23 protein-coding genes and 2 rRNA genes (1 of these 25 only partly in view) are annotated in these 23,209 nt (G+C 74.6%); 12 read left to right on the top strand and 13 right to left on the bottom strand.

From position 1 onward, the window contains the following. Window positions 1-37 precede the first annotated feature (37 nt). The 8 genes from AMPC_RS19275 (at window position 38) to AMPC_RS19240 (ending at window position 8,121) form a co-directional block, all read left to right on the top strand. Window positions 38-1,102 carry a YcaO-like family protein gene (locus tag AMPC_RS19275; protein ID WP_248343155.1) on the top strand — a complete coding sequence of 355 codons (1,065 nt, stop codon included), beginning with the start codon at window positions 38-40 and terminating at the stop codon, window positions 1,100-1,102. After that, window positions 1,099-2,463 (top strand): TfuA-like protein, encoded by a 1,365-nt coding sequence (locus AMPC_RS19270; protein WP_248343154.1) that lies wholly within the window; start codon window positions 1,099-1,101, stop codon window positions 2,461-2,463. Before AMPC_RS19275 ends, AMPC_RS19270 begins: the two co-directional genes overlap by 4 nt. Continuing rightward, a complete protein-coding gene (locus tag AMPC_RS19265) occupies window positions 2,463-2,840 on the top strand; it encodes a translation initiation factor (RefSeq protein WP_248343153.1) in 378 nt (125 codons plus the stop codon). Before AMPC_RS19270 ends, AMPC_RS19265 begins: the two co-directional genes overlap by 1 nt. A 70-nt stretch (window positions 2,841-2,910) precedes the next feature. Continuing rightward, a complete protein-coding gene (locus tag AMPC_RS19260; protein WP_248343152.1) occupies window positions 2,911-4,353 on the top strand; it encodes an efflux transporter outer membrane subunit in 1,443 nt (480 codons plus the stop codon). Next, complete coding sequence (locus AMPC_RS19255; protein WP_248343151.1) at window positions 4,350-4,853, top strand: MarR family winged helix-turn-helix transcriptional regulator; 504 nt, start codon at window positions 4,350-4,352, stop codon at window positions 4,851-4,853. The genes AMPC_RS19260 and AMPC_RS19255 overlap by 4 nt, the downstream gene beginning before the upstream one ends. Next, a complete protein-coding gene (locus AMPC_RS19250) occupies window positions 4,854-7,013 on the top strand; it encodes an FUSC family protein (RefSeq protein ID WP_248343150.1) in 2,160 nt (719 codons plus the stop codon). Beyond that, entirely contained in the window at window positions 7,003-7,203 is a 201-nt protein-coding gene (locus AMPC_RS19245) for a DUF1656 domain-containing protein (RefSeq protein ID WP_248343149.1), read from the top strand. The genes AMPC_RS19250 and AMPC_RS19245 overlap by 11 nt, the downstream gene beginning before the upstream one ends. 18 nt (window positions 7,204-7,221) lie before the next feature. Further along, on the top strand, window positions 7,222-8,121 hold the full coding sequence (locus AMPC_RS19240; RefSeq protein ID WP_248343148.1) for an efflux RND transporter periplasmic adaptor subunit: 900 nt from the start codon (window positions 7,222-7,224) through the stop codon (window positions 8,119-8,121). A gap of 1 nt (window position 8,122) precedes the next feature. On the opposite strand, the gene AMPC_RS19235 is transcribed toward AMPC_RS19240, so the two are convergent. Beyond that, entirely contained in the window at window positions 8,123-8,905 is a 783-nt protein-coding gene (locus AMPC_RS19235) for an MBL fold metallo-hydrolase (protein ID WP_248343147.1), read from the bottom strand. A gap of 226 nt (window positions 8,906-9,131) precedes the next feature. Between AMPC_RS19235 and AMPC_RS19230 the strand changes: the two genes are divergently transcribed. Then, window positions 9,132-9,461, top strand: coding sequence for a hypothetical protein (locus AMPC_RS19230; protein ID WP_248343146.1), 330 nt, complete (start codon window positions 9,132-9,134; stop codon window positions 9,459-9,461). On the opposite strand, the gene sufT is transcribed toward AMPC_RS19230, so the two are convergent. From sufT to sufB, 6 genes are read right to left on the bottom strand one after another with little or no spacing between them, the layout of a single operon-like run. Beyond that, a complete protein-coding gene (gene sufT / locus AMPC_RS19225) occupies window positions 9,454-10,017 on the bottom strand; it encodes a putative Fe-S cluster assembly protein SufT (protein WP_248343145.1) in 564 nt (187 codons plus the stop codon). The two genes, AMPC_RS19230 and sufT, sit on opposite strands and share 8 nt — an antisense overlap. Before the next feature lie 2 nt (window positions 10,018-10,019). Then, window positions 10,020-10,472: a Fe-S cluster assembly sulfur transfer protein SufU gene (sufU, locus tag AMPC_RS19220; RefSeq protein ID WP_248343144.1), complete on the bottom strand. Its 453-nt coding sequence runs from the start codon at window positions 10,470-10,472 to the stop codon at window positions 10,020-10,022. Further along, window positions 10,469-11,719: a cysteine desulfurase gene (locus AMPC_RS19215; RefSeq protein WP_404800622.1), complete on the bottom strand. Its 1,251-nt coding sequence runs from the start codon at window positions 11,717-11,719 to the stop codon at window positions 10,469-10,471. The genes sufU and AMPC_RS19215 overlap by 4 nt, the downstream gene beginning before the upstream one ends. Window position 11,720: 1 nt before the next feature. Then, the gene (sufD, locus tag AMPC_RS19210; protein ID WP_248343143.1) at window positions 11,721-13,025 is read right to left on the bottom strand and encodes a Fe-S cluster assembly protein SufD; all 1,305 of its coding nucleotides are present in this window, start codon (window positions 13,023-13,025) and stop codon (window positions 11,721-11,723) included. Further along, complete coding sequence (sufC, locus tag AMPC_RS19205; protein WP_248343142.1) at window positions 13,022-13,810, bottom strand: Fe-S cluster assembly ATPase SufC; 789 nt, start codon at window positions 13,808-13,810, stop codon at window positions 13,022-13,024. The genes sufD and sufC overlap by 4 nt, the downstream gene beginning before the upstream one ends. A 2-nt stretch (window positions 13,811-13,812) precedes the next feature. Further along, window positions 13,813-15,252, bottom strand: a complete 1,440-nt coding sequence (gene sufB / locus AMPC_RS19200) for a Fe-S cluster assembly protein SufB (protein WP_248343141.1) — start codon at window positions 15,250-15,252, stop codon at window positions 13,813-13,815. 214 nt (window positions 15,253-15,466) lie between these two features. Between sufB and AMPC_RS19195 the strand changes: the two genes are divergently transcribed. Further along, a complete protein-coding gene (locus tag AMPC_RS19195; RefSeq protein ID WP_248343140.1) occupies window positions 15,467-16,321 on the top strand; it encodes a hypothetical protein in 855 nt (284 codons plus the stop codon). 11 nt (window positions 16,322-16,332) lie between these two features. Beyond that, window positions 16,333-16,950: a hypothetical protein gene (locus tag AMPC_RS19190; protein WP_248343139.1), complete on the top strand. Its 618-nt coding sequence runs from the start codon at window positions 16,333-16,335 to the stop codon at window positions 16,948-16,950. Window positions 16,951-17,065: 115 nt separating this feature from the next. Here the strand turns inward: AMPC_RS19190 and AMPC_RS19185 are convergent, their stop codons facing one another. The 4 genes from AMPC_RS19185 to AMPC_RS19170 all read right to left on the bottom strand — a co-directional run bounded on the left by AMPC_RS19185 (window position 17,066) and on the right by AMPC_RS19170 (window position 21,297). Beyond that, complete coding sequence (locus AMPC_RS19185; protein WP_248343138.1) at window positions 17,066-17,608, bottom strand: YaeQ family protein; 543 nt, start codon at window positions 17,606-17,608, stop codon at window positions 17,066-17,068. An 11-nt stretch (window positions 17,609-17,619) separates the two neighbouring features. Beyond that, on the bottom strand, window positions 17,620-19,548 hold the full coding sequence (locus AMPC_RS19180; protein WP_248343137.1) for a RecQ family ATP-dependent DNA helicase: 1,929 nt from the start codon (window positions 19,546-19,548) through the stop codon (window positions 17,620-17,622). A 110-nt stretch (window positions 19,549-19,658) separates the two neighbouring features. Next, complete coding sequence (locus AMPC_RS19175; protein WP_248343136.1) at window positions 19,659-20,513, bottom strand: nucleotide-binding protein; 855 nt, start codon at window positions 20,511-20,513, stop codon at window positions 19,659-19,661. Window positions 20,514-20,610: 97 nt separating this feature from the next. Continuing rightward, on the bottom strand, window positions 20,611-21,297 hold the full coding sequence (locus tag AMPC_RS19170) for an RNA polymerase sigma factor (RefSeq protein ID WP_248343135.1): 687 nt from the start codon (window positions 21,295-21,297) through the stop codon (window positions 20,611-20,613). A 126-nt stretch (window positions 21,298-21,423) separates the two neighbouring features. Between AMPC_RS19170 and AMPC_RS19165 the strand changes: the two genes are divergently transcribed. After that, window positions 21,424-21,849 carry a DoxX family membrane protein gene (locus AMPC_RS19165; protein ID WP_248343134.1) on the top strand — a complete coding sequence of 142 codons (426 nt, stop codon included), beginning with the start codon at window positions 21,424-21,426 and terminating at the stop codon, window positions 21,847-21,849. A 291-nt stretch (window positions 21,850-22,140) separates the two neighbouring features. Here the strand turns inward: AMPC_RS19165 and rrf are convergent. Together rrf and AMPC_RS19155 are read right to left on the bottom strand one after the other, a co-directional pair. Further along, a 5S ribosomal RNA gene (gene rrf / locus AMPC_RS19160) occupies window positions 22,141-22,257 on the bottom strand. A gap of 145 nt (window positions 22,258-22,402) precedes the next feature. Continuing rightward, window positions 22,403-23,209: ribosomal RNA gene (locus tag AMPC_RS19155) — 23S ribosomal RNA — on the bottom strand; it runs 2,191 nt beyond the window's last position.

Genomic DNA, 23,209 nt, shown 5'->3' with positions numbered 1-23,209 from the left:
ACCGCCGGGCCGGCCAGGGGGAGGATATAAACGGGCGATGGCGCGCGCGGCCGAGGTGCGGAGCGGGGTCGGGGAGGACTGGCGGGGGCTCGCCCGCGCCATCGGCGTCTCGCGCGTGGCGCGGGTCACGGGGCTCGATCGGAGCGGGGTGGAGGTGGCCTGCGCGGTCCGCCCCGGCGGGCACGTCCTGCAGGTCTCGAACGGGAAGGGCGAGACCTTCGCCGAGGCGGCGCGCGGCGCGGTGCTGGAGGCGGCGGAGCTCTGGGCGAGCGAGCGGGTCGAGCCGGGCGAGCTCGTCTTCGGCCCCGACGCGGACGGCCTGCGGGTGGCCTGGCGGCGGGCGCGCCGGCTCGCCCCGGGCCGGGGCCCGGCGGAGGTGCTCGTCCCGGCGAGCGCGGTCCACTGCCCGCCGCCCGGCGCGCCCGGCCTCGGTCCCGCCACCGCGCGCTGGACCTCGAACGGGATGGGGGCCCACCCCTCGCGCGACGCCGCCCTGCTGCACGCGCTCTGCGAGGCGGTGGAGCGGGACCAGCTGGCGCGGGCGCTGCCCGAGGGGTTCACGCCGCGCGCGCTCTCGGCCCGCCGCATCGACCCGCGCACGCTCGCGGGCGCCGCCCCGCGGACCGCGCGGCGCGCCGCCCAGCTCGAGGCGCGCGGGTTCTCGGTGCACCTCTTCGCCCTCGCGGCCGACCTCGCGCTCCCGGTCGCCGGCGCGCTGCTCCTCGACCGCGAGGCCGGGCCGGTGGCGCTCACCGCCGGCTACGGCTGCGCCCTCGACCGCGACGGCGCGCTCCTCGCGGCGCTGCTCGAGGCCGCGCAGTCGCGCCTGACCGACATCCACGGCGCCCGCGAGGACGTGTCGCACCGGGGCGACGACGACGCCCGGGCGGTGGCGCGGGCCTGCCGCGGCCCCGGCGAGGCGAGCGCGCGGGACCTGCCCGAGCTCCGCGCCGCCGGGGCGGGCGACGGGGTGCGCCGGGTCACCGCGCTGCTCGCCGCCGCGGGGCGCCCGCCGGCCGCGGTGGAGCTCGCGCCCCCCGCGCTCGGGATCCACGTCGTGAAGGTGCTCGCGCCGGGCCTCCTGCTCTCGGAGCTGCTGTGAACGATCTGGTCGTGTTCCTGGGGCCCTCCCTCCCGGCCGCCGAGGCGCGGCGGCTCGCCCCCTGCCGCGTGCTGCCGCCGGCGCGCCAGGGCGACCTCTGGCGCGCGCTCGCCCTCCGCCCGCGGGCGGTGGCGCTCGTGGACGGCGTCTTCGAGAGCGTGCCCTCGGTCTGGCACCACGAGGTACTGGCCGCGCTCGACGCCGGGGTGGCGGTGTTCGGCGGGGCGAGCATGGGGGCGCTCCGCGCGGCGGAGCTCTCTCGCGAGGGGATGGTCGGCGTCGGGACGGTGTTCGGCTGGTACCGCGACGGCGTCGTGCGGGACGACGCGGAGGTGGCCCTCATCCACGCCGGGCCGGAGCACGGCTTCCGCGCCTTCTCGCTGCCGCTCGTGAACGTCCGCCACGCGGCCGGGCTGGCGCGGGCGGCGGGCGTGCTCTCGCGCCGGGAGGCGGCGCTCCTCGTGGAGGAGGCGACCGCGATCTTCTACCAGGAGCGCACCTGGGGGGCGGTGCTCTCGCGGGCCCGGCCGAGGTGGCGGCCCGCCGCGGCCCGCCGGTGGGACGCTTGGGCGGCGAACGGGATCGAGGACCTCAAGGCGCGGGACGCGCGGGAGACGATCCTCGCCGCGGCGGCGTACCTGCGCGAGCAGCGCCCCCTCCCCGGCCCTCCCCCGCTGCGCGGGAGAGGGAGCGCCCGGGGTGGCCGCGGGGCCCGAGAGGTGGGCCCGGCGCCGAGCACCGGCCGCGGTTCCTCGCAAGAGCCCGGGCCGGCGCTGGCGCGCGCGCCGCGCCCCGTCTCCTCGCTGGTGCGCCGCCGGCGGCTCCGCGAGGGCGCCACCCTGCCCTGGGGCGGCGAGGCGCCCCTCTCCTCGGGCGCGGTGCTGGCGGCGCTCGAGGCGCACCCCGACGCCGCGGCGCTCGCGGCGCGCGGGGTCGAGCGCGCCCTGCTCGCGGCGCTGGCGCGCGCCGCGGGGCTGCGGGCCACGCCGGAGGCGCGCGCCCGCGCCGAGCGCGCCTGGCTCGACGCCGTCGGCGTCCGCCCCCGCGACCGCGCCGCCTTCCTCGCCGCCTCCGGCCTCGACGACGGCGAGGCCGCCCGCCTCTGCGACGACCTCGCGCTCTGCGAGGCGGCGCGCGAGCTCTCCGAGCGGCTCGTCGCCGACGGGCCCGACCGGGCCGAGGGGCTCGCGCTCGAGGCGCGCCTCACCGGCCTCTGGGCCGAGGCGGCGGCGCGGCTCGCGGAGCGGCCGGTGCCGGGCGCCGCCGGTCGCTCCCGGACCACGCCTCCCCGACGACCGAGGCGCGCGGCGAAGCGGCCGCGGCGCCGCGCCCCCAAGCCCGCCCCGCCCCGGAGCCGCTGATGGCCAAGCGCGACAAGCCCGACGCCCCCCCGCCGCCGTTCCACAACCCGTTCGCCTCGCTGCGCGACAAGCTCGGTCCGCTCCCCGAAGCCCCGCCGGAGCCCGCGGCGCCGGCCCCCGCGCCCGCGGCGAGGCCGGCCCCGGCCCGCGCCGTCGTCCGGCTCGAGCGCAAGGGGCGCGGCGGCAAGGAGGTCACCGTGGTCGAGAAGCTGGAGCTCCCCGCCGCCGAGCTCGAGCGGTGGCTCACGGAGCTGAAGCGCTCGCTCGGCTGCGGCGGCGCCGTGGAGGGGAGCGCGCTCGTGCTCCAGGGCGACCTGCGCGACCGCGCGGCGGCGCTGCTCGAGCTCCGGGGCGTCCGCAAGGTCACCCGCAGCTGAGCGCGGCCGACCCCACCCTTGAACTTCCCGGCCCTGCGGACTATCTTCGCGTCGCCGGAGAACTCCAACTTTGGATTATCGCTTTTTCATCTTTTTCCGGGCCGCCGCCCTCGCCGTCGCCCTCGGGGCCGGCTGGGGCTGCGCCGCCCCGGGGGCCGTCCGGCCCTCGACGCCCGTCACCGATCCCGCGTCGCTCTCCCCCGGCCGCGAGATCGCCGACGCCGAGCTCTCCGGCCGCTGGCCCGACTCGGACTGGTGGAAGGGCTTCGGCGACCCCCAGCTCGACGCCCTCGTCGCCCGGGCCATCGCCCGGAGCCCGCGGCTCGCGGTGGCGGAGGCCCGCATCCGGCAGGCCGAGGCGCTCGCGGGCGCGGCTCGCGCCGGCGGCCTGCCCTCGGCGCAGCTCTCCGGCGCCGCCACCCGGACCCGCTTCTCCGCAGCCGCCGGGCGGCCCCCGCCGGTGGGCGGCTCCTGGCAGTGGAACGACTCGCTCGGCGCCGGCCTCTCCTACGAGCTCGATCTCTGGGGCCGCCACCGCAACGAGCTCGCGGGAGCCCTCGACGGCGTGCAGGCCGCCGCCTACGAGGCCAGGGCCGCCCGGCTCGCCCTGGTGGGCGCCGTGGTGCGCGCCTACGCCGACCTGGCGCTCCAGCTGGAGCTGCAGGACTCGGCCCGGGCGGTGCTCGCGGACCACCAGCGCACGCGCGAGGTGGCCCGCCGGCGCCTCGCGGCCGGGCTCGGGACCGAGCTCGCCGTCCGCCAGTCCGAGACCGAGATCGCGACCGCGCGCGCGGAGCTCGAGCGGCTCGAGGCCCGGAGCGTCGCGCTGAGGCACGAGCTCGCCGCGCTCGCGGGAGCGGGCCCGGGCGCGGGAGACGCGCTCCACCGCCCTGCCCTGCGGCTCGACGGCGCCGGCGCGGTGCCGAGCCGGCTGCCAGCGGAGCTGGTGGGGCGCCGCCCCGACGTCCTCGCCGGCCGCTGGCGCGTGGAGCGCGCCGCGCGAGGCGTGGACGTGGCGCGGGCCGCCTTCTACCCCAACGTGAACCTCGCCGCGTTCGCCGGCCTGCTCTCCTTCGGGTTCGGCAAGCTCCTCTCCTCCGACGCGGTCGAGGCGGGCGTCGGCCCGGCGGTCACCCTGCCCCTCTTCGACGGGGGACGGCTGCGCGCCGGCCTCGAGGGGCGCGGCGCCGAGTACGACGCCGCGGTGAGCGAGTACGACGCCACCGTCGTCGACGCGCTGAGGGACGTCGCCGACCAGGTCGCGGCCCTCCAGTCGCTCCGGCGCGAGCAGGCGGAGCGCCAGGTGGCGGTCGCGGCGGCGGAGCGGGCCCACGCGCTGGCGCTCGAAGGTTACCGGGCGGGGATCGGCGAGTACCTCGACACCCTCCAGACCGAGGTCGCGCTCCGGACCCAGCGCGACGACGTCTCCCGCATCCACTTCGCACAGCTCGCCGCGCAGGCCGCCCTGAACCAGGCGCTCGGCGGCGGCGTCGATGAGAGGCCATACCCGTGAGCCACCGCCCCGCGCTGGAGCTCCTCGAGGAGCACCTCGGCCAGATGGCCGTCCTCGTCCCCGGCTACCCCCACGAGCTGGCCCTGCTCGCCCGGGTCGCGGCGCTGGTGGAGCGCCGCATGGTCGAGGCCGGCGCCGCGGTGCTGAAGCCGCACGGCCTGACCTACCCCATGTACCAGGCCCTGGCCATGGGGCTCGCGAGCGGCGCCGGCGGGCTCGCGCCGGGCGACATCGCCGGCGCGACCGGCGAGCGCCCCACCAACGTGACCCACCTCTGCGACGAGCTGGTGGCTCGCGGATGGATGACGCGGCGCCGCGACGCGGGCGACCGCCGCCGCGTCCAGCTCAACCTGACCGCCGCCGGCAAGCGCCTCCTCGCCGAGCTCCAGCCGCGGATGTGGGCCGTCTGGCGGCGCCGCTTCGACGGGATGAGCGCCGGCGATCGGCGCAAGCTCCTCGACCTCCTCCGCCGGCAGCACGCCCAGCTCGAGGAGCCCTGATTGCCGGCCCGACCGAGCTGGACCGCGGGCCTCCGCTCGTCCGCGATCCGGGCGTGGGCGGAGTTCGCGGGCGAGGAGGCGCGGTGCTGGGGCTACGCGCTGCGCGTCCTCGCGGCGTGCCTCCTCGCGCTCTGGATCGCGCTGCGGCTCGATCTCGCCTCGCCCTCCTCGGCGGCGCTCACCGCCCTCATCGTCTCCAACCCCCGGGCCAGCCTCTCCCTCGAGAAGAGCCTCTACCGGCTGCTCGGGACCCTGGTGGGCGCCGGCGTCGCGCTGCTCCTGATGGTCCTCTTCCCCCAGCAGCGGGATCTCGTCATCCTCGGGCTGGCGATCTGGACGGGCACCTGCGTCGCGGGCTCCGCCTGGTTTCGCGGCTCGCAAGCGTACGGGTGGGCGCTCTCCGGGTACACGGCGTGCCTCGTGGCGTTCGCGACCTACGCGCAGCCCGACCAGACCTTCGACATCGTCATCGACCGGCTGACGACCGTCTCCCTGGGGGTGATCTGCGGTGGCGTGGCGAACGCGGTGGCGTTCCCGGGCCGTTCCCGCGAGGAGATCCTCCAGGCCGTGCGCGCCGCCGTGCGGGACTTCGGCGCGTACGCCTCGGCGTGCCTCACCGGCGTCTGGCGGCGCTCCGAGGCCGAGGTCGCCGAGCAGCACTTCGTGCGCGACGCGATGCGCCTCGAGACGGTCAGGGTCTGGCACGCCTTCGAGGACCCCGATCCCTCCGCCACCCGGCGGCTCGAGGGGTTCATCAGCTACTTCATGATCGCCTCCACCACGGCCCGCGCGGTCGAGCAGGTGCGCGCGGATCTGGCCGCGCGCGGGCTCCGCGACGTCCTCGCGGCGGCGGAGCCGCTGGGCGACCAGCTCCTCTCGGCGCTGCGCGGCTCCGCGGCGCGCCTGCCCGAGGCCGCGGGGGAGGCCGCCACGGCCGCGGAGCGGCTCGCCGGCCTGGCGCGGCGCTGGGGGACGTCGGCGGACGAGGCGCGCGCGCGGCTCGGCCCCGGCGCCTCGCCCGAGGACCGCCTCGAGCTCGACAGCGTGCTCGCGCTGCTGCGGCAGCTCCTGCGCGACGCGCGCGAGCTCGCCCGCCACGACGCCGAGCTCGAGGCGCCCCGCGCCGGCCGGCCCCCCCTGCCGAGCCGGCCGATCCGGCGCCGGCAGGATCCGCTCAGCGCGGCCGCCGCGGGGATCCGGGCTGCCGTGACCTTCCTCGCCGTCTGCGCGCTCTGGATCCTCACCGGGTGGCCGGACGGCAACTACGCCGCGGTGGCCGCCGCGGTGGGCTGTGCCATCTTCGCCGGGGCGCCCATGCCGCTGCGCGCCGCGGGGCGGGAGCTGGCCGGCTACGCCCTCGGCCTGGCGGCCGCCCTCGTCTGCTCCACCTTCGTGCTCCCCAGGATGCAGGGCTTCCCGCTCCTCGCCGCGGGGCTCGCCCCGTTCCTCCTCCTGGGCGGGTACCTGACCTCGCGCCCCTCCACGGCCCCGCTGGGCTTCCCCTACCAGGCCATGATCTTCGTCGCGATCCGGATCACCGGCGTGACGCAGTACGACGTCGAGGCCATCGTCAACAGCATCCTCGCCAACATGGTCGGGATGGTCGCGGTGCTGGTGAGCTTCGCGGTGATCCTGCCCACCGACAGCCGCTGGCGGGCCGCGCGCCTGGAGCGGGCGCTCACCCGCGAGGTCCGCGCCGCGCTCGGCTCGCGGCGCTCGCACCTGCGCCACCGGTTCGAGGCAGGGGTGCGCGACCTCACGCTCCAGCTCGCGGAGCTGCCGGGCGCCGGCGCCGCGGAGCGCGAGCGGCGCGTCCTCCGCGGGATGACGGTGCTCGAGGCCGGGCACGCGGTGATCGCCCTGCGCGGTCAGCGGGCGCGGGCGGCGCTCCGCGGCTGGGCGGGGCAGATCGACACCGCGCTGGATCGCGCCGCGGGAGCGCTCGAGTCGAGGGACCCGGACGAGGCCGGGCGCGCGCTCGGCGTCCTCCTGCGGCTCCGGGAGCGCGTGGACGCCGCGGCCGTGAGCGGACCGCGGGCCGCCCTGGTGTCGCTCCGCACCAGCCTCTGGCTCCTGCAGCTCGCGGTGGCCGAGCACGCCGCGGCCCTCGTCGAGGGGGCGAGCGCCCGGCTCGCGCCGGAGGTGAGCCATGCCGCGTGAGATCGAGCTCTTCGGGCTGCTCCTCCCCACCCTCCTCGTCGCGTTCCACGTCGCCGCCGTCGCCTTCTGGCTCCTCGACCGCGCGCTGGCCCGCGCCGGGCTCTACCGCTTCGTCTGGCACCCGGGGCTCTTCCGGGTCTCCCTGCTGACCGCGCTCTTCGGCCTGCTGGGCCTCGCCATCTACCGCTGATCCCCGGACCCTCGCGCCATGTGGAAGACCCTGCTCCGCCCCGCCCTCACCCTCGCCGTGCTGGCCGTCGCCTCGCTCGCCGGCCACGCCCTCTGGGTCCGCTACATGTACGCACCGTGGACGCGAGACGCCCGCGTCCGGGCCGACGTGATCCAGGTCGCGCCGGACGTCGGCGGACAGGTGGTGGAGGTCCCCGTCGCGGACAACCAGCGGGTCCGGCGAGGCGACGTGCTGTTCACCATCGACGCGGCCCGGTACCGGCTCGCCGTGAAGCAGGCCCGCGCCTCGCTCGCCGGGGCCCGGACCGACCGGGAGCTGCGACGGGCCGAGTCGAGCCGGCGCGCCTCGCTCGACGGCACCGTGGTCTCGAGCGAGAACCGGCAAGCGGCGCGGGCGGCCGCGGATGCCGCGGAGGCGCGCGAGCAGCAGGCGGAGGCGGCGCTGGCGTCCGCCGAGCTCGACCTCGAGCGCACCCGCGTCCGCGCGCCGGCCGACGGTTACGTGACCAACCTCGGCGTCCACCCCGGCAGCTACGCCGTGGCCGGCCACCCCATGCTGGCGGTGGTGGACGCGCGGTCGTTCCGGGTGGAGGGCTACTTCGAGGAGACCAAGCTCGCGGGCGTGCAGGTGGGCGCGCCGGTGGACGTCCGGCTGATGAGCGGCGGCCAGCGCCTCCGCGGGCGCGTGGCCAGCATCGCCCGCGCCATCGGCGAGCCGGAGGTGGAGGGGCTCCTCTCCAACGTGAACCCGACCTTCCACTGGGTCCGGCTCGCCCAGCGCATCCCGGTGCGCATCGCGCTCGACCCGGCCGCGGAGGTGGCCGCGCTCGCGGCCGGGATGACGTGCACGGTGACGGTCCGACCGGGCGCCGGCCAGCCGGCCCTCGCGATGAGCCCGCCCGACCGCGCGCAGCGCTGAGCTACAGCCGCGCCGCCAGCTGCCGCAGGAGCCGCTTCCCCTCCCCGCCCGGCGTGCAGCCGCCATGGGAGGTGCAGACCACCTCGACCTCGCGATCCTCCACCGCCGACGCGAGCGAGAGGATGCCCTTGCGGCTCTGGTCGGGGCGCCGCTCGAACGGGCGCGGCGTGGGCCCGAGCCGGCCCTCGCCGTACCAGACCACGTCCCCGGCGAAGAGCACCCCCTGGTACACGTACGCGTAGGAGCCCGCGGTGTGACCGGGGACCGGGAGCGCCACCACGTTCTTGCCGTCTCCCACCGCCACCACCCGGGAGCCGGCCATCGGGTCGGTGATCCGCGCCGGGGTGGGCGGGAGGACCACCCCGATGAGCCGGGAGACCAGCGAGGCTCCCCCGGTCTCCTTGCCCGCCGCCAGGTCCACGTCGGCGGCGCCGCCGTGGACCCGCGCGTTCGGGAAGAGGTGCACGGCGCCGGTGTGGTCGGCGTGGCCGTGGGTGAGGAAGACGTCGGCCACGTCCTCGCGCTTCGCGCCGAGGGCGTGCAGGATCCCGTCCACCGGCCGGCCGTCCGGGTCGACGCCGGTGTCGAAGAGCACCACCTTCTTCCCCGCCCGCGCCGCGAAGAGCCAGATGCCGCCGGCGCTGCGCGCCCCGAGCACCTCCGGGGCGATGGCGATGGGCTCGCTGTAGCTCCCCCGCGTGAGCCGCAGCGCCAGCCCCGCCCCGGCGAGGAGCAGCACGCCGACGGTGAGGATGGCCGTGAGGTAGTGGAGGAGCCGCTTCACGTCCCCGATCCTTACCACGCGGTCGCCGGCGGATCTGCATCCGGGGTGCCTCGATGTGCGTGACGGTGGGTGACGCGCCGCCCCGCGCGGAGCGCTCGCTCGCCCGGAGGGCCGAGCCGCGCCGGGGCGCGCCGGCCGGCAAACTCGGGGCGGGCGGTCGGGCGCTGACGACCGTCAAGGCGCGGCCCACCTCGACCCACACATCGTGTCGAGTCTGGGAGAACGCATGCCCGAGCTCATCCTCGCCCACCCGGTCCGCCCCGTCCCGCACGGGGACGTCTTCATCTTCTCGGCCCACTTCGCGCGGGAGCTCCCCCCCGGCTCGGCGGAGCTGGGCGAGATCGTGCGGTGGGCGAGCGCCCACGGCGTGGGCGCGCGGCTCGAGGCGGCGACGCCCTTCAGCGGCGCGGCCTGCGCGGTGACGCTCGAGTGGGTGACGCTCGACGAGATCCGGGACTTCGAGGACCGGTTCCCCTGCGAGCTGCAGACCACCCGGCTCTGGCCGGAGGGCGGCTGGCGCCCGGGCGCCGGCGAGCCCCCGGCGGCCGTCACATGAGGCCGAGCTGCAGCTTCGCCGCCTCGCTCATCATCGACTGATCCCAGGGAGGGTCGAAGACGAGCTGCACGTCCGCGCTCCGCACCCCGGGCACGGCCAGCACCTTGCGCTGCACGTCGTCGAGCAGCATCGGCCCGACCCCGCAGCCGGGGGCGGTGAGCGTCATCCGCACCAGCACCTGGTGCCCGCCCTCCGGGAGCGGCTCGCTCGCCACCAGGTACACCAGCCCGAGCTCGACGATGCTGGCCGGGATCTCGGGGTCGAAGACGGTCCCGAGCTGCTCCCAGACCCTCGCCTCGTCGAAGTCGCCGGAGAGCCGCGCCGCGCCGGCCTCGGCCGCCTTCCGCGCCAGGTCGGCGTACTCGGGGCCGAGCGCGTCGGCGTCGGCCTGGGCGATGCGGGCGAGCCCCCCGCGCTCGGCGAGCACCGTGACGTCGCCCCCGAGCGTCTGCTGGACCACCACCCACGACCCCTGCGCGAGCACGCCGCGCTCGCCGCTCGGGATGTGCACCGCCTCGACGTCGCGGGTCAGGGAGACCGGTTCGTGTCGAGGCATGGCTACTCCGTCGTCACCACCGTCTCGCCCTGGCCCTCGATGACCGAGTGGAGGGTGTGCCAGACGAGCGAGGCGCACTTCACGCGCGTGGGGAACTCGCAGACGCCGGAGAGCGCGGCCAGCTTCCCGAGCTCGCTCGCGCGCGCCTTCTCCGGCCCCTCGGTCACGAGGGTGTGGAAGCGGTGGAAGAGCTCCTCGGCCTCGGCCCGCGTCTTGCCCTTGACCGCCTGGGTCATGAGCGAGGCGCTCGCCTTGGAGATGGCGCAGCCCGAGCCCTCGAAGGCGAGGTCGGCGATCCGCTCGCCGTCGAGCCGCACGTAGAGGGTGAAGTGGTCGCCGCAGAGCGGGTTCAGCCCCTCGGCCGACCGCGCCCCCTCGAGCTTGTGGAAGTTCCGCGGGTGGCGCCCGTGGTCCAGGATCACCTCCTGGTAGAGATCGCCCAGCTCCGAGCTCATCCGAGCATCCTCTTCACCTGCTCGAGGCCGCGCACCAGCGCGTCCACCTCGGCGCGGGTGTTGTAAGCGGCGAACGAGGCGCGCGCCGTGGCGGCGACGCCGAAGCGGGCCATGAGCGGCTGGGCGCAGTGGTGGCCGGTGCGGATGGCCACCCCCTCGCGGTCGAGGATGGTGCCGATGTCGTGGGGGTGGACGTCGTCCATGACGAAGGAGACCACGCCGGCCCGCTCGCGCGGCGTGCCCACCAGCTCGACCCCGGGGACCGCCGCGAGCCGCTCGGCCGCGTAGGCGGCGAGGTCGCGCTCGTGGGCGAGGAGCGCCTCGGGGCCGACGCCCTCCAGCCAGTCGAGGGCCGCCGCCAGGCCGGCCGCGCCGCCCATGTTCGGCGTGCCCGCCTCGAACTTGTAGGGGACGCGGTTGTAGACGGTCCGCTCGAAGGAGACCGAGAGGATCATGTCGCCGCCGCCCTGCCACGGGGGCATCGCCTCGAGGTGCTCGAGCCGCCCGAAGAGCGCGCCCACGCCCGTGGGGCCGTACACCTTGTGGCCGGAGAAGGCGTAGAAGTCGCAGCCCAGCTCGCGGACGTCCACCGGCAGGTGCGGCGCGCCCTGGGCGCCGTCCACCAGCACCGGCACGCCGCGCGCGTGGGCCAGCGCCACCGCCTCGCGGACCGGGTTGACGGTGCCGAGGGCGTTCGACACGTGCGCGAGCGCGAGGAGCCGGGTGCGCGGCGAGAGGAGCCGCTCCACGTCGGCGAGGTCGATGTCGCCGGCGTCGCTCACCGGGACCACCTTCAGGGTGGCCCCCTTCTCCTGGCAGAGCATCTGCCAGGGGACGATGTTGGAGTGGTGCTCGAGGCCGGTGACGAGCACCTCGTCGCCCGCGCCCACCCGCGCCCGGCCGAAGGTCTGGGCCACCAGGTTGATCGCCTCGGTGGTCCCGCGGACGAGGACGATCTCGCGCGGATCGGCCGCGCCGAGGAAGCGCGCCACCCGCGCCCGCGCCCCCTCGTAGGCGGCGGTGGCCCGCTCCGAGAGGAGGTGCACCCCGCGGTGGACGTTGGCGTTCTCCTCCTCGTAGTAGCGGGCGATCCGCTCCAGCACCGCCCGCGGCTTCTGGGTGGTGGCGGCGTTGTCGAGGTAGACGAGGGGCTTGTCGTGGACCGGCCTCGCCAGGATGGGGAAGTCGCGGCGGATCCGCTCGACGTCGAAGGCGCCCGGCATGGGCCTGAGCTCGGGGGCGCCCATGTCAGGCCGCCTCGGCGAGGAGGGCCCCGCCCGGCAGCCGCGCCGCCACGGTCCGCCGCAGGGCGGGGCGCAGCGGGGCGGGCACGCGCTCCACGAGCTCGCTCGCGAAGGCGTAGGTGAGCAGCGCCCGCGCCGCCTCGCGCCCGATCCCGCGGGAGCGCAGGTAGAAGAGCGCCTCCTCCGAGAGCTGGCCGATGGCGCCGCCGTGGGAGCACTTCACGTCGTCGGCGAGGATCTCCAGCTGCGGCCGGGCGTCGGCCTGGGCGTCGTCGGACAGGAGCAGCGAGGAGCTCACCTGATCGGCGTCGGTCCGCTGGGCCCCCTCCCGTACCTTGATCCGGCCGGAGAAGACGCCGCGCGCCTCGCCGTCGAGGATGCCCTTGAAGCGCTCGCGGCTGGTGCAGCGGGGGCTCGCGTGATCGAGGTGGACCACCTGATCGAGCACCTGCCGGCCCGCGCCGAGGTAGAGGCCGTCGAGGACGCACTCGGCCTCCTCGCCCTCGAGCGCCGCCCGGGTCTCGACGCGCGAGACGGCGCCGCCGAGCGCGACCGAGCGGCTCGCCACCCGGCTCCGCGCCGCCTGCGACACCGCGAGGAGGCCGACGTGGAACGCCGCCGGCCCCTCCTCCTGCACGCGCAGGTGCTCGAGCGCGGCGCCCGCGCCGGCGCGCACCTCCACGAGCGAGTTGGTGAGCGTGGGGGCGGCCCCGCCGCCGAAGTGGGCGTGGCGCTCCACCAGCGAGAGGGCGCTCCCCTCGCCGAGCGACACGAGGGTGCGGTAGTGGGCGGCGCGCGGCGCCGCGGCGGAGTGGAGGAAGAGGAGCTCGATCGGCGCGTCGAGCCGGAGCCCGGCGGGGACCTCCACCAGCGCGCCGTCGCGGGCGAGCGCCGCGGCGAGATCGCCGAACGGGTGCCCGGCGAAGGGCGCCGCGGCGAGGAGCGGCTCGAGGAGGTCGGGCCGCTCGGCCAGCGCCGCGGCGAGGGTCGTGACCCGCAGCCCGGGAGCGAGCTCGGCGAGCGTGGAGCGGCCGGGCTGGAAGGCGCCGTCGAGGAAGACGAGCTGCAGCCGCCCGGGCCCGTCGCGGCGGGCCTCCCCGCCGCCCGCCGGGGCCGGCTCGTGCGAGAGCGCGAGCTGCGAGAGGCCGGCGAGGCTCGTGTAGCGCCACTCCTCGTGGCGGGTGGTCGGCAGCCCCTGCGAGAGGAACCGCTCCGCCGCGCCGGCCCGGAGCGCGGCGAGCCAGCCCGGCGCGCCAGGCGCCCGCCCCGCCTCCAGCGCCGCCCGCGCGCTCTCCACGAACGCGCTCACGTCCGGACCTCCGCCGGGCCGCCGCGCCGCAGCTCGGCGTAGCCCTTCTCCTCGAGCTCGAGCGCGAGCTCGCGGCCGCCGCTCTTCACGATGCGCCCGGCGGCCATCACGTGGACGAAGTCGGGGACGATGTAGTCGAGCAGCCGCTGGTAGTGGGTGATGACGATCATCGCGCGGTCGGGGCTGCGCAGCGCGTTCACGCCGCCGGCCACCACCCGGAGGGCGTCGATGTCGAGCCCGGAGTCGGTCTCGTCGAGGATGGCGAGGCGCGGCTCGAGCACCGCCATCTGCAGCACCTCGTTCCGCTTCTTCTCGCCGCCCGAGAAGCCCTCGTTCACCGACCGGGACATGAAGGCCGGATCCATCTCGACGAGCTTCATCTTCTCCTTGGCGAGCGCGAGGAAGTCCATCGCGTCGAGCTCCTCCTCGCCGCGCGACCGGCGCAGGGCGTTGAGGGCGGTGCGCAGGAAGTAGAGGTTCCCGACGCCGGGGATCTCCACCGGGTACTGGAAGGCGAGGAACACGCCCTTGGCGGCGCGCTGCTCCGGCCCGAGCCCGAGCAGGTCCTCGCCGTCGAGCGCCACCCGGCCGCCGGTCACCTCGTAGGTCTCGCGCCCGGCGAGCACCTGCGCCAGCGTGCTCTTGCCGGAGCCGTTCGGCCCCATGATGGCGTGCACCTCGCCCGGGCGGACGACGAGGTCGAGCCCGTGGAGGATCTCCTTGTCGGCGACGCGGGCCTTCAGCCCCTCGATGCTGAGCAGGGGGTTCGGTCGAGAGGAGGCCATCGCTACCCCACGCTCCCTTCCAGGCTCATCCCCAGCAGCTTCTGCGCCTCGACCGCGAACTCCATCGGCAGCTCTTTTAGCACCTGCTTCGCGAACCCGTTCACGATCATCGACACCGCGTCCTCCTCCTTGATGCCACGCTGCCGGCAGTAGAAGAGCTGATCCTCGCCGATCTTCGAGGTGGTCGCCTCGTGCTCCACCTTCGCCGTCGGGTTGCGGACCTCGAGGTACGGGAAGGTGTGGGCGCCGCAGCGGTCGCCGATGAGGAGCGAGTCGCACTGCGAGTAGTTGCGCGCGTTGGCCGCGCCCTTCAGCACCTTCACGAGCCCGCGGTAGGTGTTCTGGCCACGGCCCGCGCTGATCCCCTTCGAGATGATGGTCGAGCGGGTGTTCCGGCCGACGTGGATCATCTTCGTGCCGGTGTCGGCCTGCTGGCGGTGGTTGCAGAGCGCCACCGAGTAGAACTCGCCCACCGCGTCGTCGCCCTGCAGGATGACGCTCGGGTACTTCCAGGTGATGGCGCTGCCGGTCTCGACCTGCGTCCAGCTGATCCGCGCGCGGTTCATCGCCTTGCCGCGCTTGGTGACGAAGTTGTAGATGCCGCCGCGCCCCTCGGCGTCGCCCGGGTACCAGTTCTGGACCGTGGAGTACTTGATCTGCGCGCCGTCGAGCGCGACCAGCTCCACCACCGCGGCGTGCAGCTGGTTCTCGTCGCGCTGCGGGGCGGTGCAGCCCTCGAGGTACGAGACCTGCGCGCCCTCGTCGGCCACGAGCAGCGTCCGCTCGAACTGGCCGGTGTCCTTCGCGTTGATCCGGAAGTAGGTGGAGAGCTCCATCGGGCAGCGGACGCCCTTCGGCACGTAGGCGAAGCTGCCGTCGGAGAACACGGCGCTGTTGAGGGTGGCGAAGAAGTTGTCGGTGAACGGGACGACCGAGCCGAGGTACCGCTCCACCAGCGCCGGGTGCTCCCGCACCGCCTCGCTGAAGGAGCAGAAGACGATCCCCAGGTCGGCGAGCTTCTTCTTGAAGGTGGTCGCCACCGAGACCGAGTCGAAGACGGCGTCCACGGCGACGCCGGCGAGCCGCTGCTGCTCCACGAGCGGGATGCCGAGCTTGTCGAAGGCCTGCTTCAGCTCCGGATCGACCTCGTCCATGGAGCCGAGCGCCTTCTTGGGCTTGGGCGCCGAGTAGTAGACGATGTTCTGGTAGTCGATCCGGGGGTAGTGGACGTTGGGCCAGGCCGGCTCCTCCAGGGTGAGCCAGTGCCGGTAGGCCCGGAGCCGCCAGTCGAGCATGAACTGGGGCTCGTTCTTCTTCCGGGAGATGAGCCGGATGATCTCCTCGGAGAGCCCCCGAGGGACGGCGTCGGCCTCGATGTCGGTGACGAAGCCGTAGCGGTACTTCTGCTCGGTGATCTCGCGGAGGGCCTGCTGGCTGCTCATGAAGGTTCCGTTGTCCTGATGCGGGTTTGGGCAAAATAGACCGATGAGGTCCAGTACGCCCGGGTATCTAATCAATCCCCGCCCGTCCGCCAGCATTCCGGAAGGGTTCCGCCGGACCCGCTCTGGCAGTGGACCCCCCAGACGGGCTAGGCTTCGCCCGGCTACCCGAGGGCCGCCCTTATCGCGCAGCCCCAATCTGGCCGAAGGAGTCTTCATGACCATCGCCCCCCTCCTGGCGCTGCTGGCCCTCGCCGGCGCCGCCGACCCGACGCCCCCGGGCGCGGGCCCCGCTCCAGCGGTGACTGCGGCCCCGGAGACCGCCCCGGCCGACCCCGCTCCCGCCGTCGCCGCCCCGGCCGACGCCAAGGTCTCGGCGGCCGCTGCCGCCGCGGATGCCAAGGTCTCGGCCGTCGCCGCCTCCGCCGACGAGAAGGCCGCCGCCGCGGGCGCCGTCGCGGTGCCCCCCGCCCCGATCCCGCCGGCGCCCGGCGCCGACTTCGCCGTCCGCACCGCCGCGCTCGAGCAGCCGGCTGCCGCGCCCGCGCCGCGGCAGCCCTGGTACGCGATGTACGACGGCACGCACCTCGGCCTGCAGCTCGACCTGGGCGCCCCCGACATCTCGGGCCTCTCGCTCGTCTTCCGGCCCTACCGCTTCCTGCGGCTCGAGGCGGGCGGCAACTTCAACGTCCTCTCCGGCGGCCTGCACGGCGGCGTGACGCTGCTCCCCTTCCACTGGGGCGTGGTGCCCACGCTGCACTTCGAGTACGGCCAGATGTTCGACGGCGACGCCAGCAAGTACGCCCCCGACTCGTCCAGCGCGGCGGCCAAGATCGCCCTGAAGCAGATCGGCTACGCCTACCAGCAGGCCCAGCTCGGCCTCGAGTTCGGCGCCCAGAACCGCTTCGTCTTCTTCCTCCGCGGCGGCCTCTTCTGGCTCCAGACCGAGGCCAAGAACTTCAAGGCGGCGGCCGACGCCAGCAACCCGGGGGCCGTCACCTCCGCCACCAACCCGCAGATCAGCGTGCGCGGGCCCTCCGTCAACCTCGGCTTCCTCCTGTACCTGTTCTAGGGAGCGCACCCATGACCAAGAACCTCCAGCGCGCGGCCCTGCTCCTCGTCACCGCCTTCGCCCTCGCCGGCTGCGGCGGGCTCTTCTTCGCCCAGGCCGAGGAGAAGTCGATCGCCATCACCCACGACTTCGGGGGCCTGCCCGGGACGAGCCACCTCGGCGTGCCGATTGCCGGGCCGGTCGACGTGCCGGTCCAGGTGGCCCTGCCGCCCGCCAGCAGTACCTTCGAAGCCGACATCCCGCTCACCAAGAACGATCCGAACGGCACCATCAAGGTGTCCACGGTCATCACCCTCAACGGCGCCGACGTGGCGATGAAGTCCACCACCGGCGACCTCGCCGGCGTGGACAGCGCCGCGCTCAAGGTCTTCGACCCCGCCGTGGACCCGTCGGGCGCGCAGGCCACGGTGATCGCCACCTACACGCGGCCCGCCGGCGGCGCGGTCGATCCCACGAAGCTCCACTTCGTGAGGAAGGGCGACGTGAACCTCGCCGACTACCTCGCCAACAAGCAGATGGGCGTGATGCTCGCCATGACGGTCCAGGGCGCGGTGAACCTGCCGCAGCAGGACTGGAACGCGGATCTCACGCTCGACTTCTACGTGAAGACCCGCGCCGAGGCGCCGTAGGTCCGCTTTACGCCGGGGAGGGCCGGTCCCCTCCCCCGAGCCCCCTGCCGCGCGAGCGGGAGGGGGCTCTCTCTTTGGAGCGCCTTCGAGCGCGCGCCCGGGCCGCGGCCGCCGCTCACCCGCGGTGCAGCGGCCCGTCGAGGCTCTCGCCGGCCACCTCGAGGTAGAGGTGATCGCCCACGACGGTGAGCGAGAGCTTCTGCCGGCGCTCCTCCCGCGGCGCGAGCTGGCGCAGCAGGGCCGCGTCGGGGGCGTAGAGCTCCACGCGATCGAGGCGCGCCAGCCCGGCGGCCGCCGCCTCCTCGCGGAAGGCGGCCACGCGCGCCGCCGAGTCGAGGAAGAGCGCCACCCGCGCCTTCCCGCCCCGGTCGGACTCGCGCTGGATCTTCGCCGGGTCCTGGCGGCCCACGCGGACGAGCAGCGTCCGCTGGCCGGTGAGATCGTCGGCGAAGAGGTCCGGCGCGTCGGGGTCGCTCAGCCCCGGGCCGAACGCCAGCCGCTCCTCGTGGAGGCAGCAGTAGGCGAGGACCCGCAGCCAGACCCGCTCCATCGACTCGGAGGGGTGGCGCGCCGTCTTGACCTGGAGGCGGGCGTCGATCCCGCGGTCCACGTGGGAGAGGGCGACGTCGAAGTCGTAGAGCGTGGGGGCGAGCGCCAAGGTCGGGCCTTTCAGGCGTGCTTGCGGAGCACGGCCAGGAACTCCTCGCCGTAGAGGGCGAGCTTCTTCTCCCCGACGCCAGGCACCTCGAGGAGCTGGTCCTCGGTGACGGGCTTCCGCTCGGCCATGAGCGCCAGCGCGGAGTCGGGGAAGATGACGTAGGGCGGGACCTTCCGCGCCCGCGCGAGGCCGGTGCGCAGGGCCCGCAGCGCCTCGAAGAGCCGCAGGTCGCCCTCGGCCGTCTCCGGGCCGGCGTCGTCGTCGCGGCCGCGCGTGCCCGGCGCGGCCCGCGGCGTGAGCCGCACCTTGCGCCGCCCGGCCGCCGGGGCGCTCGCGACGAGGTCGAGCCCGGCGCAGTGGTCGCAGGAGGCGCCGCAGGGATCGAGCTCCTCGCCGAAGTAGGCGGCGAGGTCCTGGTGGCGGCACCTCGCGCCGTCGGCGAAGTCGAACATCTGTCGGACCTGCCGCTTCTGCCAGCGCTGGATCTCCGGGTCCTCCGCCTCCCCCGCGAAACGGTCGTACGAGAGGACGTCGGCCCAGGAGTAGAAGAGGACGCAGTCGCTCTCGCGGCCGTCGCGGCCGGCGCGCCCGATCTCCTGGTAGTAGCCCTCGATCGAGCGCGGCATGTCGCGGTGGATGACGTACCGGGTGTCCGGCTTGTCGATCCCCATCCCGAAGGCGACGGTGGCGACGACCACGTCCACCTCGTCCGCCTGGAAGGCGTCCTGCACCCGCGCCCGCTCCTCCGCCTCGAGCCCGGCGTGGTAGGCGGCGGCGCGGACGCCGTGGTCGCGGAGGAACTCGGCCGTGCCCTCGGAGGACTTGCGCGAGAGGCAGTAGACGATCCCGCTCTTCCCCGGACGCGCCCGCACCAGCCGCAGGATGGAGTCCCGGACGGAGATCTTGCCGCTCCCCTCCCGCTCCTCCCCCTTCTTGTAGGCGTGGAGGCGGAGGTTGGGCCGGAAGAAGGTGCCCCGGAACGCGAGCGGCCGCTCCATGCCGAGCTGCGAGGCGATGTCCCGGGTGACCTCGCGCGTGGCGGTGGCGGTGAGGGCCAGCACCGGCAGGTTGCCGAACCGGGCCTTCAGGCCGGAGAGGTTGCGGTAGGCGGGGCGGAAGTCGTGGCCCCAGTGGCTGATGCAGTGGGCCTCGTCCACGGCGATGAGCGAGAGCGGCAGCCCCTGCAGCACGCCGCCCACCGAGGCCTCGAGCCCCTCCGGCGCCGCGTAGAGCAGCTCGTAGCGGCCGGCGCGCAGCCCCTCGATCCGCTCCCGCCGCTCCTCCGGCGAGAGGCTCGAGTTGAGGAAGGTGGCCGAGAGCCCCACGCGCGACATCGCGTCCACCTGGTCCTTCATGAGGGCGATGAGCGGCGAGATGACGAGGGTGACGCCACCGAGCAGGCGCGCCGGGATCTGGTAGGTGAGCGACTTGCCGGCGCCGGTCGGCATCACGCCGACGCAGTCGCGGCCGGCGAGGACCGCCTCGATGATCTCGCGCTGCCCGGGGCGAAAGCGCTCGTGGCCGAAGAGCTCGCGCAGGAGGCGCGCCGCCCGCTCGGCGCCCTCGCCCGGCTCGACGCGGCGAGCGGCGCTGGGCGTGCAGCGGGGCTCGGCGCCGGGCGTGGCGCGGGAATCGACGCCCGGCGTGGACCCGGCATCGACGGCGGCTGCGGAACGGGGCTCGACGGCGGGCGCGGCGCGGTGCGCGGCGCGCGGAGCGCCGAGCGGGCGGCGCAGCCCCTCGCCCACCGCCCGGAGCTCGTCCGTGATCTCGCGCGTAAAGAGCTCGGGCGCCGTCCGGTAGAGGTCCCGCAGGGCGTCGAGCCGCTCCAGCACCTGCGCGCGCAGCGCGGCGTCGGAGCCCTCGCCCGCCTCCCAGTCGGCGCGCAGCGCGCGGGCGGCGGCCGAGAGCTCTTCGCGCGTGGGGAGCGGGGCGGGCATGGGGCGGCGCAGTCTACACCAGGGCTCCGACCCTCGAGTCGCGCCGGAAATGGCCGCGGCGGCGGGCCGGGAGGCCGCGCCGCCGCGCTCGATGCCGGATGCGGCGAGGCCTACTTCGAGACCTTCGCCTCCTCGACGATCACCGGGTACGCGTAGCCGTAGCCGAAGTCCTTGTCGAGGTGCACGGTGCCCTTGGCGGTGACCGTGTCGCCCACCGCCACGTTGTCCATGGTGGTGACGGTGATGTCGTTGTCCTTCTTCTCCTCGGCGCCGCTGCCGTCGCGGAGGTGGACCCAGTTCTTGCCCATCACGCCGGCGTTGAACTTCACCACCTGGCCGCGGACGGTCACGCTCTTCTCCTTGAGCGAGGCCTTCTGCGCGTAGATCTCGGAGACGGTCCGGGCGTCGGGGCCGGTCGCCTTGGCGACCTTCGCCACCTTCACCGGCGCGGCGTTCACGCCCTGGTGCTGGGCCGCCACGTTCGGCGGCTGGCCGCCCATGCCGGCCGGGGGCATCCCGCCGCCCATGCCCTGGGGCGGCATCCCGCCCATCGCGGCCGGCGCCGCGGCGCCGCCCATCGGCGCGCCGCCCATGGGCGCGCCGCCGGCGGCGGCCTCCTGGCCAGCGAGCGTGCCGAAGTAGACGACCGCGAACTTGCGGTTGAGCGTCTTGCTCTCGAAGTCCTTCATCGGGAAGGCGTTCACGACGGTGACCTCGGCCCCGTTCGCCGCGGTGGTCTGCGGCACCGCGGCCCAGGTCTCGCCCTGCGCGGTGTCGAGCTTCAGGTAGCTGTAGGGAGCCGCGTCGATCCGCTCGACGAGCTTGCCCTTGATGCCGCCGGCCGCCGGGGCCGCGTCGGTCGCGGCGAGCGGAGCGGCGGCGCCGGCCGCCGGCTTGGCGGGAGGCGGCTGCTGCTTGCAGGCGGCCATCGCGAGGGTGAAGGCGGCGACGAGGGTGAGGCGCATGAGGTTCCTCCGGTCGGGACTCGGTCAGAAAGGATCGACTTGGGCGCGCAGCATAGACCCAACCGGGGAAAAAAACGAGAGCCGCCGTTGCGCCCAATCAAGCGATCGGGCGGGGGCTCTCCGGGCCCGGCAGCCGGGCGAGCACGGCGCGCACGACGCGGTCGCACCGGGGCGCGAGGAACGGAAAGGCCGCGTGCGCCTGGCGCTCGGCCCGATCGAGCAGCGCCGTCCGGAGCGCGGCGCGGGCGCGGTGCAGCCGCACCTTCACCACCTCCGGCGACAACCCCAGGCACCCGGCCGTCTCGGCGGTCGAGAGCCCCTCGATCTCGCGCAACATGAAGGCCGTCCGGTAGAGCACCGGCAGCCGATCGACCGCCTCCTCCAGCAGCGAGAGCAGCTCCCGCGCGCCGGCCTGGCGCTCGGGATCGCGGGCACCGGGGTCCATCTGCTCCTCCTCGTCGACCTCGCGCACCGCCGGCCTGCGGCCCGGCCGGAGTCGCGAGAGCGCCTCGTTCACGGCGATGCGGATGAGCCAGGCGCGGAACGGCGCCTCGCCGGTCCACTGGGACAGCCGCGCCCAGGCGTGCAGGTAGGCCTGCTGCATCGCGTCCTCCACCTCCGCCTCGTCGCGCAGGAGGGAGCGGATCGCCCGGTACACGCGCTGGTTGTGGCGGCGCATCAGGAGCTCGAAGAGCGCCACCTCCCCGGCCCGCACCCGGCGCACCACCTCCTCGTCGCTGGGGACGTCCGGCGCGGGCGCCGGCACGATGGAGAGCTCGGTCACGTTCGCCTCCTCCTCACACCATGACGCCGGCGGCCGCGCGAGGTGACCGGCTCCCAGCGCACCGCCCACCTGGGCCGCCGCGGTAACCGCCGGCCTCCGGCGGCCTCTCATCGGCAGGAGGACGTCATGAACGACAAGCGACTCGAGTCGGGGTACTGGGCGCTGCGCATCGCCTTCGGGGTGGTGCCCATCGTGGCCGGCCTGGACAAGTTCACCAACCTGCTCGTGGACTGGACGGGGTACCTCTCCCCCATCGCGAAGCAGCTCCTGCCGGTGAGCCCGGCGACCTTCATGCACCTCGCGGGGATCATCGAGGTGGTGGTGGGGATCGCGGTGCTGACGCGGTTCACGCGCCAGGCCGCGTGGGTGGCGTGCGCCTGGCTGGTCTGCATCGCGCTCAACCTGCTGTCGAGCGGCCACTTCCTCGACATCGCGGTGCGCGACCTGGTGATGGCGGTCGGGGCCTTCGCGCTCGCCCGGCTCGCCGAGGTGCGCGACGAGGCGATCGCCCGCGAGACCGCCACCGCGGCGATGCGGCCGGCGAGGGCTTGAGCCGGCTCGGCCCCGGCGGACGGCGGCAGCGGCGTGCCGGCTGCACCCTCGCCGTCCGGGGCCGCTTCCGGCGTCGGCGGCCCGGGATCGGCCGGGCCTCGTCGCGGCGGCCTGGGCGGCTCGGCGCGCCGGAGCTCTTCGGGTGTCCCCGGGCCTTCCAGTTCCCGCAGCGCGGCACGCGGCAGTCTACCCGGCGCATGCCGCGGAGCGCGGCAGTCTACCCCGCCCCGTCCCCCCGCGCGCGGGCATAAAAAAAGGGCCCGCCGGTTGAGGCGGGCCCTTCGAGAAAAGATGCGGCAGCGACCTACTCTCCCACACGGCTTCCCGTGCAGTACCATCGGCTCTGGTGGGCTTAACTTCCGTGTTCGGGATGGGAACGGGTGTGACCCCACCGATATAGCCACCGCAAAGCTATTAAATTGTCGGCCGAAGCCGTCTGACAACCATACGAAGGGTAGTAATGCTCTTCCAGCGGGTCCTGCTGGCCGGCTCACTCCTAAGAGGAGCTTCGACCTCGACCTCGACGCCTCAGCGTCTTCGGCCTGAAAAAAGAGAGACCAAGCCTCACGCCCGATTAGTACCGGTCAGCTGAGCGCCTCACAGCGCTTACACCTCCGGCCTATCAACCTCGTCGTCTTCGAGGGGGCTTCAGGGGCTTTCGCCCGGGAGAAGTCGTCTCGAGGTTGGCTTCCCGCTTAGATGCTTTCAGCGGTTATCCGTTCCGCACATAGCTACCCAGCGATGCCTCTGGCGAGACAACTGGTACACCAGCGGTGCGTCCATCCCGGTCCTCTCGTACTAAGGACAGATCCTCTCACTTCTCCTACGCCCACGGCAGATAGGGACCAAACTGTCTCACGACGTTTTGAACCCAGCTCGCGTACCGCTTTAATTGGCGAACAGCCAAACCCTTGGGACCTGCTCCAGCCCCAGGATGCGATGAGCCGACATCGAGGTGCCAAACCGCGTCGTCGATGTGAACTCTTGGACGCGATAAGCCTGTTATCCCCAGAGTACCTTTTATCCGTTGAGCGATGGCCCTTCCATACAGAACCACCGGATCACTATGACCTGGTTTCCCACCTGCTCGACCTGTCGGTCTCGCAGTCAAGCCCCCTTATGCCATTGCACTCGTCGCCTGGTTTCCAATCAGGCTGAGGGGACCATAGCGCGCCTCCGTTACTCTTTGGGAGGCGACCGCCCCAGTCAAACTACCCACCAGCCATTGTCCCCAACCCCGTTGAGGGGTCCAGGTTAGACACCAGAAATCGCCAGGGTGGTATTTCACCGTTGCCTCCCCCCAAGCTAGCGCCCGGGGTTCATAGGCTCCCACCTATCCTACACAAGCAATTCCTAGTGT

It is taken from the genome of Anaeromyxobacter paludicola (genome assembly GCF_023169965.1).
In the GTDB taxonomy this organism is placed as follows: Bacteria; Myxococcota; Myxococcia; order Myxococcales; family Anaeromyxobacteraceae; genus Anaeromyxobacter_B; species Anaeromyxobacter_B paludicola.
Note: the sequence above shows the minus strand (reverse complement) of the source record. Positions and strands in the feature narration are given on the sequence as shown.